Genomic DNA, 12193 nt, shown 5'->3' with positions numbered 1-12193 from the left:
TGTAAATGAGCAGTCCGAGCCTGGTTTTAACGCGGCAGGGCCGACGCGCAGCAGACTTTGAACAGGCTCTAAGGCTGTCACACGATACCGAATCCGCCCATCGATGGGGTAGGATGAACGCTCACGCGCGGCCTCGACGCCGCGACGACGCACAAGAATAAAACAGGCTCCGATGATCTTCAGACATTCTCGAACAGGCATTGTCCTGCTTCTGCTGGCGCTGGTTCTCGGCGCTCTGCTGGGTGTCTGGTGGCCCGACCTGGCAGTAGAGATGAAGCCGCTCAGCGACCTGTTCATCTCCGCCATCGGCTTGTGTGCGCCGGTGGTGATGTTCGTCCTGGTCTGCTCCAGCGTCGCCGCCCTCAGCGACTACCGCGCCACCGCGCGACTTGGCCTCAAGGCCGTCGGTTACTGGCAATTGATGTCACTGTTATCGCTGCTGACCGGCTTGCTGGTCGCCCTGCTCCTGCATCCTGGCGGCGGCCTGCACCACATGGGTAGCGACTGGGCGACGGTCGAGACGACGAGCGGCCCATTCTTCTCTCAACTTCCAAGCCTGCTGCTCGACTCGCTGGAACAGAGCATCATCCTCAAGGTGCTGTTCGCTGCCGTTCTCTGCGGCCTGCTGCTCGGCCGTAGTGGCAAGTTCGGACAGCGCATGACGCTGCGCCTCGACCTCGCGGTGAAATGGGTATTTCGCGCCATGCAGGTCATCGTCAGCTTCGCGCCGCTGGCAGCCTTCGGCGCCATCGCCTTCATCATAGGCAAATACGGCCTGGAAGCTGCGGTGCCGCTGGCCAAGTTCGTCGTGGCAGCCTATGCCGCCTGCCTGGCTTACCTGCTGCTGGTGCCAGCCATCGCCCTGCGTCTGGCAGGCTGTCGATTGTGGCGCCTGATCGGTTACGTCAAGGAAGAGCTGCTGCTGGTGGCCGCCACCGGCTCATCGGTCGCCGCCCTGCCGCGCCTGATCGACAAACTGGAGGCCGCCGGTTGCGACAGCCAGACCGTGCGCCTGACCCTCACCGCAGGCTACAGCTTCAACCTCAACGGCTCGAATCTCTACCTGGCCGTGGCCATCGTGTTTCTCGCCCAACTGGCTCACGTCGAACTGGACGCCCTGCAACTGGGCACCATTCTGCTGGTCAGCCTGCTGACCTCACTGGGTTCGACCAGCGTCGCTGGCTCGGCCTTCGTCACGCTCACCGCAACGCTGAGCGTGCTGAATATCCTGCCGCTGGAGAGCATCGGCATCCTGATCGGCGTGGAACGTCTGATGAAATGTCGTTCACTGACCAACGTGCTGGGCAACTGCGTCGCCTGCGTGGTCATCGCCCAGTGGCACGGCAAGGTGGACAAGCAGAAGTTGCGAGAGGTGCTGGGCTAAGAGCCTGTTCAAAGACTCGCGAGCTAGAGCTAGGCAAGGCGAAATCGAGTGAAGAAGCGCAATCTACGAGCTGTAAATGAGCATTCTGAGATTGATTTCAACGCAGCATGGCCGACGCGCAGCAGAGTTTGAACAGGTTCTAACGTCAGTGCCGAGCCAATCGCGCCTTCACATAGCGAATGCGAAAAGAAGTGACTACCTGTGGGCGCAAACGATGCCGATCGACCAAGTCGGTCGTCGTGCCACGACCGACGAAAACCACCTCCTGCAATTGCGGAAAATGGCTGCTGCGCCCCAGGTAGCTCACCAATGCATCGAGCACCGTGAATGCCGATATTCCGACATGTCCTTCACTCGACACCTCACCCTCTACCCAAGCCTGCTCACTGTGCCAAGCGGGCAGGTCCGCAGGTAGTCTGCGGCCATCGGCGACGCTGAACTGTGGCACGAGGATCAACGTGTCGTCGTACTCATCGAGTAGCGCCTCGCTGGAGTTCGAGTCGCCCTCGACACGCACGACAACACGCCGAATATCTCGCGGCAGGTTGTACAGATCGGCGTTGGCCGCCAGTACAAGGGCGAAGCTGCCTGCGGCCGCGTCGAGCCGCACGAGCTGCGCCCCTGCTTCAACCGGAACGCTGGAGTCGGAACGGCGTGCCACGGCATCGCTGAATACCATGCTGGCCATGACGACCAAACAGAGCAGCAAGGCATAGCGGCGCGCGTGTTCCATCTTTCACGCTCCTGAAGAAAATGAGCAGCGAAGCCAGAAAGGCCTCGCCGCCCGAAATCAGCGGGAAGCCGGCAAGAGCTTGGCGAAGGCCTTGTCCAGCGCCTCGTCCGCCTTGATCAGTTGCTGGCGACGCTCGCTCATCCAGCGTTCGTCAGCCTGCAGGCGCTTGCCGGATTCGGCCAGCATGCGCTTGACCTCGGCAGGTTGCGGCCCACCGGTGCCCTTGCGCGTTTCGACCATGGTGCGCGGCGACAGGGTAGCGCGGAAGGCACTTTCGCTCAGCGGCAAGCGCTGATCCTTCCAGTTGTACTTCTGCGCAGCCTTGGTATAGAGCTTCTGCGCGTCGGCGTAAGGGAATTCCTTCGGCAGCAGGCCTTGATCACGCGCCTGACCGACGATCAGCGAAGCGAAGCTGTGGCCGATGCGGAAGGGCACCTTGTGCTCGCGTTCGAGCGTATCGGCCAACTCCATCGAGGTGGTCCAATCAGCATCGAGCTCTTCCATGGCGCGCTCGGGATTGATCACCAGTGCATCGAGCACCATGCCCAGGCGTTCGAACATATCGGTGGCCGACTTGAACAGGCCGAGGTCCTCGAACGCGGCCTTGTAGTCGGTCATGCCGGTGGTGACGTTGTGCGCGCGAATAGTGGTGGCGCCCGCCAGACCAACCACATCCGACGCTGACTCACGAGTACGCATCAGCAGGCCAGGGTTGCGCTTCTGCGGCATGGCGCTGCTGGTGTAGGTCGAGCCTTCCTCGAGCAGCAGCCAGGGACGAGTCTGGTGGTACTGGGTGTGGATATCGCCGATCAACGCACCGACGCGGATGGCCGAGGAAGAGGCGATGCCCGCCGCTTCCAGCGGAATGTCGAAGGTCGATACCTGGCTCGAATCCAGCGAATTCTCGCGAACCCCGTCGAAGCCCAGCAGCGTGGCCAGGCGCTCACGGTTCAGCGGCCAGCCTGAGTTGGCCAGCACTGCGGTGCCCATCGGGCTGAGGTTCAGCCGCGCATAGAGTTCATGAATACGCTGCGCATCGCGCTCGAAAGCCGCTTCGAATGCCAGCAGGTAGTGCGCATAGCTGATCGGCATCGCCTGCACGCCATTGGTGTAGGCCGGAATCAGGGTATCGACGTTGTCGCCAGCAATCTTCAGCAGGCGCGCACGCGAGGCGTTGAGGGCATCGCTGTAATCCAGCACCTGGGCACGCAGCACGGCCAGGCGATAGGTGGCATACATGTCCTGGCGGCTGCGCCCGGAGTGGATCAACGACGCTTCGGGGCCGATCTTGTCGATCATGATCTGCTCGACCTGCAACACATCGCTGGGGCTCTTGCCGTCGGGTTGAGCGGCCTGATCGATCACATGCTGTACACCACCGGCGATGCGTCGCCCCTGCGGTGCAGAGACGATGCCTTCCTCGATCAGCATCACGATCGAGGCCTTGTTGATGCGGTTCAACCAGGAGAACTGGCTTTCGTAGGCGCCGCCCTTGAGCGCCGACTTGTCCACCGTCGCGCCGATCTTGCGCGCCTGCTCGGCGCATTCGGCAGTGGTGCGGCAAGGCAGTTCGGCAGTGTTGGCCGCCAGCACGCCAGATGAGGCAAACAGCGCATAGACGACGGCGAGGTGAAGCAGAGTCTTTCTTGTTCTCATGGTTTTCAGTTCCGCTCTGTATCAATGAGGGCTCGGCTGCCTTGAAAGCAGCAGCCCACTGATGCTAGCGGCATGCATGAAAGATATGAAATATATTAAAAATATCCAGTCAATACCTTAAAAGTACCAAAAAGATCTCACCGGCCGCCGCCCCCGTAGGGTGCGCCGCGCGCACCGAGATAACCGCAAGAACCGAGATTGCCCATAGCGATTGGCGCGCATCGCGCACCCTGGCCGCGCTACGCCCAGCGCATGCCATTCAATACTCAAAAAGTATTGAATGGCTATTTTCAAGATATTTTATCTAGCCCAAAACCACTGTTAGCATCGTCGCCATAACTCCAATCAACCAGGTCGACCTGCGCTTGCCAACCAGCAGGTACGACTTAGCGACATGCCAGTGCCTTGCCAGGTGTGCCGCGTTCTCTGCCGAGGTGGAATATGCCGTACGACGTTCTCTGGCCCCTGGGTGCTCTGCTCAAGCGAGGCCCGAACCTCCGCAGACAGGCCGTCCTGGCCGTCGCCCTGCTGACCACCGCCTTGTATTGCGGCTTCGCCAGTGCCAGCCAGCAGTTGCTGCGCCTGGGCCAGAACGAACCCTACAACTTCCTTGCCTTCGCCAATACCGACCTGAATGGCGCCAGCCCGGCCTCCCGCGCTGTGGTGCTGGTTCACGGTGTGCGTCGTAACGCCGACGACTACTACCAATACGGTCAGAGCCTGCTGAAGAAAGCCGGATTCGACGCCAACGACACCCTGTTGCTGTCGCTGAATTTTCTCACCGCCGAGGACAGCCGCGCCGGTATCGACATGCCGCTGTGGGCTCGTGACAAATGGATGCACGGCACCGCCTCGAGCAAAGGTCGCCGCGGCATCGACGCCTTCGCGGTACTGGATGACCTGCTGCTGTATCTGGCCGACCGCAAGCATTTTCCCGCCCTGCAGGAGATTGTGTTGATCGGCCACTCCGCCGGTGGCCAGCTGATGCAGCGCTACAGCATTCTCGGCGACGGCGACGAGCGCCTCGCCACTACCGGGATCAAGGTTCGCTACGTCATTTCCGCGCCGTCTTCCTATGTCTACATCGAAGACAGCCGCCTGCAGGAGGGTTCGTTCAAACCGGTGCGTACGGTCATGTGCCCGAGCTTCAGTCGCTATCGCTACGGCCTGGATCGCGCACCCTTCTACCTGACCCGGCAGAACCTCGGCGCCGAGCAACTGTTTCGCCGTTATGCCGCCCGCGACGTGACCTTCATGGTCGGTGAGCGCGACAACGACCCGTGGCACCGCGTGCTGGATCGCACCTGCGGGGCCAACATGCAGGGCGCACATCGGGTCGAGCGCCAGCTCAATTACCTGCGCTACGAGGCCTTCCTTTCCAGCAAGTGGGGCGTGCCGATCCATCACCCACAGATCACGGTCGCCGGTATCGGCCACAACGCAGCCCGTTTGCTGGCCACGACAATCGTCGCCGACACGCTGTTCCCGAAACGCTGATACCTCGTCTGCCCGACTCACAAAAACAACAACGAGCTTGCCATGACTTCGACCTTCACCTCCGCCCAGGTACGCCGGGTGCTGCACCCGCGCAATCTGACCCTGCTGGCCGCGGCGATCCTCGCTGCCCAGGCTCAGGCCGAGCCCCTGCCCTCCGCCGGCACGCTGTTCGACAACAACCGCGACATCCTGCGCCCGGCTGAACGCGCCCAGGAGGCGCCGCGTGGCAATGTGCGTATCGAAGCCCAGGATGACCGCAGCCAGGCCGCCGCCAACCCAGCCGAACAGGCCTCCGCCGCCTTTCACGTGAATGCCTTCAAACTCAGCGGCAATCGTGAGATCAGCGAGTCGCGCCTGCAGCAGGAGCTAGCCCCCTACACAGGTCGTGAACTGAACCTCGCCGGCCTGCGTGAGGCCGCCGCCCGTGTCACCGATCTGTACCGCAGCCGCGGCTATCTGGTGGCCCGCGCCTATTTGCCCGCCCAGGAGATCGCCGATGGCGTGGTCACCATCGGCGTGCAGGAAGGCCGCGTCGGCAGCGTGCGCGCCGAGGCAGACAGCAACGTGCGCCTGCGCCCTGGCATGCAGCAACGCTTCGTCGACGCAATTCCCAGCGGCAGCGTGATCCGCGAGGCCGACCTGGAGCGCGTGCTGCTGCGCCTGTCCGATATCGCCGGGGTTTCGGTGCGCGCCGTGCTGCAACCGTCGCGCGAACCGGGCGCATCCGACATCGTGCTCAAACTCAGCGAGATGACCGCCTGGACGGGCCGTGTCAGCTTCGACAACCACGGTAACTACTACACTGGCGCCAACCGGGTCACCAGCAACGTCAGCCTCAACGATGCCTTCGGCTTCGGCGAAAGCCTGTTCTTCAATGGCCAGAACAGCTTCGAAGGGTTGGAAATTCGTGGCCTTGGCTATCGCCAGCCGCTAGGCGCCAGTGGCGTCACCCTGGGCGCCAACTACGCGGAGATGGAATACGCCATCGGCAAGAGCCTGAAAACTGCCGAGGCCAGCGGTACCGCCATCGTTTCCTCGGTGTTTCTCGACAGCTCGCTGCTACGCAGCCGCGATGCCAATATCTCGCTCAACCTGGCCGAAGAGCATCGCCATTTCGAGGACGAAGCCGGTGCCTTCGCGGTGAAGAAATCCGCCGTGTTCCGCAGTGCCACTCTCTATGGCGACTGGCGTGACGACTGGGCCGGCAGCAACCGCTGGAGCCTGGCCTATGGCATCGGCAAATTGAACAAGGACACCCCGCTCGATGAAGCCCTCGACCAACTGACTGCCAATGCCGCCGGCCGCTATCGCAAGGCCAACCTGGCGTTCAGCCGCTTGCAGGAGCTCGGCGGTGGCTACTCGCTGTTCGCTTCCCTCAGCGGCCAGTGGGCGGACAAGAACCTCGATGCCTCGGAGAAGTTCAGCCTCGGCGGCCCCAACGGTGTGCGTGCCTATCCGGTCGGCGAAGCCGCAGGCGATGAAGGCCTGCTCGGTCGCCTGGAGCTGCGCAAATACCTTGGCCGCTATTACGGCGCCATCGCCGAAGCCACCCTGTTCGCTGACGGCGGCCGGGTGCGGGTGAACAAGAACCCTTGGGACGACAGCGAAAATCACCTGACCCGCTACGGCTACGGCGTAGGTCTGAACGTCTATCACCGCGACCTGGTGATGAACGCCAGCCTGGCCTTCTCACCGGGCGACGACCCGATCAGCGACGAACGTGACAACAAGCGTTTCTGGCTGTCGGTCACCGGCACACCGCAGGCCTTCGCCGGCCTGGCCAAAGACGTCGGCAGCCGCGAGGACTTCCGTAGCAAGACCACCGAACTGGTGCTCTACGGATCGCTCGGCCTGGTGCCGGAATACATCGACCGCCGCGATTCCACCCGCGCCTCCCCGGCTGACCAGAGCAAGCTGGCCACGGCCAATGGCCGCAACATGTCCAGCTACTGGCGTGCTCGCGACAACGTCTCCTACATCGGTGCTCATGCCGGCATCCCGATCAACGACGACACACGTTTTCTGTGGCAACTGGAATACGGTATCTCGGTGAACTACACCCTGAGCGGCGACGACAGCGCACCACTCTCGATCTCACCCAACACGCGCCTGCGCAACTCCGGTGTAGCACTCGACGACGACCGCTTCGGCACCCTGCTTTACGGTGTTTGGGACATGCCGCTTAAGGAAAGTACCACCAGCCTCGATCCATTCAACGGCAAGACCAGTGCGGCCTACTACAACATCATCGGCTCGCCCGGCTTCAACAGCAGCCTGGCCAGCTATGTGTCCGGCCCACTCACCCAGGCCGACGAGAGCGTCAACTCCGACGCGGCCTTCAACCGTCGCCAGTCCGGCGTGGTTGCCTGGTGGTCACCAGAGTGGCACGGCCTGCAGGTCAAGCTGGCCTACTCCAACAATGGTATGAAGGCCGCCGAGGACGTCGACCGGGGCTACATCTACGGTGGCAGCGTGACCTACAAGAATGGCGGCTTCACTGCGGTCGCCGCCGCCGAGCGCCACGTCAACTACTTCGGCATCACCAACCTGGGCCGCAACGCCCGCGGCGTGGGCAGCAACACTCACGTCACCGAAGGCACCTCGTCGAACGACTACAGTTTCCGCTTCGGCCTGGGCTACCGCTTCGGTAATACCCAGCTGTCGCTGGTGGCCGACGAGCTCTACTACTCGGAAGACGACGTGATCAACAACAGCGTCAACTTCAGCGATCTGTCCGAGTACCGTCGCCGTGCCTACATGCTCGGCATCAGCCACCGCATCGGCGCCTGGCGCCTGCGTGCCAGCTATGCCCGCGCCCTGCCAGGCGAATGTTCGATGATCTCCGCCAGCGGTATCGAATGCGACACCAGCGGCATGGGCGCACGCCAGTACGCTCTGGGCGTTGGCTATCGTTTCACCCGTAACACCGAAGTGTTCGCCCACTACGTGCTGCTGAAGAACGCCTCGCTGTCGAACTACAACTTCGCCGTGGCCGGCGCCTACGCTGCCAGCGGTTACTCGCCAGGCGTCGGCACCACCATCAATGCCATCGGCACCGGCTTCAACTATTCGTTCTGAGGAGATGACCGTGAACACTAAAAACGCCCGTCGCGGCCGTCGTCCGCAACTGCCTTCTCTCAAGCCGCTGAGCTACGCCGTGCTGTGCGTGATGCACGGCCTGATGCCGCTGAACGCCATGGCGCTGGACAACAACGCCCTGCCCAGCAACGGCCAGATCACTGCTGGCAGCGGCAGCATCAGCCAGTCCGGCAATGTGCTGGATGTGAATCAGAACAGCCAGAAACTGATCGCCACCTGGGACACCTTCAATGTCGGCCGTGATGCCACGGTTAATTTTCACCAGCCGGGCGCCTCGTCGGTGGCACTCAATCGCGTGCTGTCCAGCGACGCCTCGCAGATCATGGGCCAGATCAATGCCAATGGTCAGGTCTATCTGATCAACCCTACTGGTGTGCTGTTCGGCAGCAGCGCCGCGGTCAACGTCGGCGGCCTGGTGGCCAGTGCCCTGGACATCGCCGACAACGACTTCATGGCCGGCCGCCTGCAGTTCGACGGCAAGGGCGCAGGCGGTGCGGTGATCAACCAGGGCACCATCCGTGCGGCTGACGGCGGCAGCGTCGCCCTGCTCGGCGCCCAGGTACGCAACGAAGGTACCGTGGTCGCCAAGATGGGTTCGGTGGTGCTTGGCGGCGGCGAGAAAATCACCCTCGATTACCACGGCGACGGCCTGATCAACGTGCAGGTCGACGAGGCCGTCATCGATGCCAGCGTGGTCAACCAGGGCCTGCTGCAAGCCAACGGCGGCACCGTGATCATGAGCGCCCGCGCCAGCGATGCCATGCTCAGCAAGGTGGTCAACAACGAAGGCGTAATCGAGGCCAGCAGCCTGCAACAGCGCAATGGCCGTATCGTTCTCGACGGCGGCGACAGCGGCGTGGTGGCCAGCAGCGGCGTACTCGACGTCTCCGGCCGCAATGCCGGTGAACGCGGCGGTGAAGTGACCATGACCGGCGAATACATCGGTCTGTTCGACGACGCGCGGATCGACGCCTCCGGCGATGCCGGCGGCGGTACCGTGCTGCTCGGTGGCGACTACCAGGGCACTGGCCCGTTGCAGCACGCCAGCGCCACCCACATGGGCAAGGACGCGCGTATCGAGGCCGGCGCGCTCAATAGTGGCGATGGCGGCAAGGTCATTCTCTGGGCCACCGACAGCACTCAGTTCCACGGCAATATCAGCGTGATCGGCGGTGGCGAAGGCGGTAATGGCGGGTTCGTGGAGACCTCAGCCCATGCCCTGGATGCCACCGGTCGCGTCAACCTGAGTGCCGCTTCCGGCAAGGGCGGCACCTGGCTGCTCGACCCGTACAACATCAACATCACCAGCGCCGCCAGCTCCGGCACCTCCAGCGAAAGCCCGTTCACGCCGAACGCCGGCGGTAGCTCGACCCTCAGCTCCGCCACGCTCAATGCGTCGCTGAGCGAGGGCGCCAACATCATCGTGCAGACCTCGTCCGGCCCAGGCACCTCCGGCGACATCAACGTGCTGGACAACGTCCAGGCCCAGGGCAACGCCAGCCTGACGCTGATCGCTCACCGCAACGTCAACATGACCGGCACCAGCATCACCCACGCCGACGGCGCGACGCTGAACGTGTCGTTGCTGTCCAACTTCAACAACAGCGGCAACGGTTCGGTGGCGCTGAACAACGCCACCATCCGCACCAACGGGGGTGATCTGACCATCAGCGGCGCGGTCGACCCGAGCGGCTCCTTCGCCAGCACCAACGTCAGCAGCGGCACCGGTGTATTCATCCGTTCCAGCCTGATCGACACCAACGGCGGCGACGTCACCATCCGCGGCGCCACCTCGGCCACCCTCGCCGCCGGCTCCAGCGCCACCGCTATGAATATCTCCGCCAGTACCATCGATGCAGGCGGCGGCGACATCAACATCACCGCCGTGCAGGCCAGCACCAGCGGCACCGGTGATACCTTCATCCTGCATGGCGGCAGCAGCCTGCTGACCGAAGGGGCCGGCGCCATCGACATCAGTGCCGACAACCTCGGTACCGGCAACGGCACACGTATCTTCAGCACCAGCAACACCATCGCCGCCAGTGGCTCAGGCAACGTCACCCTCAGTGGCAACGCGGCCTCCGGTTTCGGCGTGCTGATCTGCTCCACCGCCAGCAGCTCGACGCAGAACCTCGGCGTCGGCAGCGGCACCCTGACGGTCAAGGCCAACAGCCAGAGCGGCCGTGCGCTGTACCTGGCGGCCGCAGGCGATGGCGCGATCAACCTGACAGCCAGTGACTCGGGCGGGATCGTGCTCGCTGGCGACAGCGGCGGCAGCTACGGCACAGTGCTCAACGTCACCGGTGCCGGCGCCTCGATCAACCTGCTCAGCGACGGCGACATCACCGTCGAAGGCAACAGCTCCGGCGGCACCACGCCCTCGCTGGGCCTGATCACCTCTGGCAGTGGCAGCAGCATCAACATCGCCAGCACTGCCGGCAACGTGCGCCTGGCTGCCGACAACAGCGTGATCAACACCGGCAGCGGCTCGTTCCGTGCATTGTTCCTGGATGCCAGCGGCAACAACTCAGCGATCCGTGTCGGCACTGGCAGCGGCAACCTGACGCTGCAAGGCAACAGCATCTCCGGTCGTGGCGTGGACCTCGCGCCCTCGGGCAGCGGCGCCGCCATCGAACTATCGACCACCACGGGCGATATCCAGATCAACGGCAACAGCACCAGCAGCTTCGGTGGCTACGGCATCTTCCTCAACTCTAGCGGCGCCTCGCAGGGCGTCAGCATCACCACCCAGACCGGCGACATCACCCTGCGTGGTGACAGCGTAGGTACCTCCGACGCCATCGCCCTCGGCGGTAGCGGCCAGGCCTCGACCAACCGCATCGCCTCGCAGGGTGGCAACATCCTGCTCGACGGCCACTTCCATTCACCCGATACCAGCGAACTGGATCACGGCATCGCCCTGCTCAGCGTGACCAACATCATCCAGACCACCGGCAATGGCAACGTCACCCTGGTCGGCCGCTCGACCGGCTCGGGCGACGGCGTGGACTTCTACAGCAACGGCAACAACCTGCTCAGCGTGGAAAACGGCAGACTCAGCATCACTGGCCAGGCCAACAATGCCAACGGCCTCAGCGTGCTCACCGGGCAGACCGAATTGCGTGCCACCGGCAGCGGCTCGATCAGCCTCGACGGCTATTCGCGGACGGGTAACGGCATTCATTTCTACCCTTCCAGCAACGGCAGCTCGGTGACCATCGCCAGCAACAGCGGCGACATCAATCTCAACGGTCGCAGTGACGGCGGCAGCGATGCCAGCGGGGTGTTCATACGCAGCGGCTCGAACAGCATCTCGCTGAATTCGGCCAGTGGCGACATCAAAGTCAGTGGGCGTGGAGAGAACGGCGCCAGCGGCATCACCTTCAACGGCACCAGCAGCGGCAGCAACAGCCTGCTGACTGGCGCAGGCGGCAACCTGACCCTGGAAGCCTTCAGTCGCGGCGGTACGGCACTGAACTTCGTCAGCGGCAACAACCGCCTCGGCGTTCAGGACGGCATCCTGCTGATCGACGCCCAAGCGCCTGGCGGCACCTACATCGCCCACGACAGCGACAACACCAGCATCGGTGCCAGTGGCAGTGGCGCGGTGGTCTATCGCCTCGGCGGACTGATCAATGCCAGCATCCTCGGCAGCGATGGCGAGGCGACGCGTAGCCATCTGCAACAGCAGATCGCCGGCAGCGCCTGGAGCCAGGTTCTGTATCCTGACTACCGGCAGACACCGCTGGCACCGCGTATCGACCTGATCGACCTCGATCTGTCGCAGTTGCAGGTATCGGCACCGAGCGAAAACTGAACAGGCG

6 protein-coding genes are annotated in these 12193 nt (G+C 63.3%); 4 read left to right on the top strand and 2 right to left on the bottom strand.

The window, feature by feature from the left end; all coding sequences use genetic code 11:
• Positions 1-172: 172 nt before the first annotated feature.
• Positions 173-1384 carry a cation:dicarboxylate symporter family transporter gene (locus BM059_RS12970; RefSeq protein WP_074939122.1) on the top strand — a complete coding sequence of 404 codons (1212 nt, stop codon included), beginning with the start codon at positions 173-175 and terminating at the stop codon, positions 1382-1384.
• A 145-nt stretch (positions 1385-1529) separates the two neighbouring features.
• Here BM059_RS12970 and BM059_RS12965 read toward each other — a convergent pair whose 3' ends face one another.
• Together BM059_RS12965 and BM059_RS12960 are read right to left on the bottom strand one after the other, a co-directional pair.
• A complete protein-coding gene (locus BM059_RS12965) occupies positions 1530-2117 on the bottom strand; it encodes a hypothetical protein (protein WP_074939121.1) in 588 nt (195 codons plus the stop codon).
• Positions 2118-2174: 57 nt separating this feature from the next.
• Positions 2175-3773 (bottom strand): argininosuccinate lyase, encoded by a 1599-nt coding sequence (locus BM059_RS12960; protein ID WP_074939119.1) that lies wholly within the window; start codon positions 3771-3773, stop codon positions 2175-2177.
• A gap of 441 nt (positions 3774-4214) precedes the next feature.
• On the opposite strand from BM059_RS12960, the gene BM059_RS12955 reads away from it, so the two are divergent.
• Genes BM059_RS12955 through BM059_RS12945 form a run of 3 tightly spaced genes read left to right on the top strand, consistent with a single transcriptional unit; the run spans position 4215 to position 12186 of the window.
• Positions 4215-5270 (top strand): alpha/beta fold hydrolase, encoded by a 1056-nt coding sequence (locus BM059_RS12955; RefSeq protein ID WP_074939118.1) that lies wholly within the window; start codon positions 4215-4217, stop codon positions 5268-5270.
• A 42-nt stretch (positions 5271-5312) separates the two neighbouring features.
• The gene (locus BM059_RS12950) at positions 5313-8348 is read left to right on the top strand and encodes a ShlB/FhaC/HecB family hemolysin secretion/activation protein (RefSeq protein ID WP_074939117.1); all 3036 of its coding nucleotides are present in this window, start codon (positions 5313-5315) and stop codon (positions 8346-8348) included.
• A gap of 10 nt (positions 8349-8358) precedes the next feature.
• A complete protein-coding gene (locus tag BM059_RS12945) occupies positions 8359-12186 on the top strand; it encodes a beta strand repeat-containing protein (protein ID WP_394328006.1) in 3828 nt (1275 codons plus the stop codon).
• Positions 12187-12193: the final 7 nt, after the last annotated feature.

Origin of the sequence: Ectopseudomonas composti (genome assembly GCF_900115475.1) — a bacterium.
GTDB classification, from domain to species: domain Bacteria; phylum Pseudomonadota; class Gammaproteobacteria; order Pseudomonadales; family Pseudomonadaceae; genus Aquipseudomonas; species Aquipseudomonas composti.
This window is presented reverse-complemented; position numbering and strand designations above follow the sequence as displayed.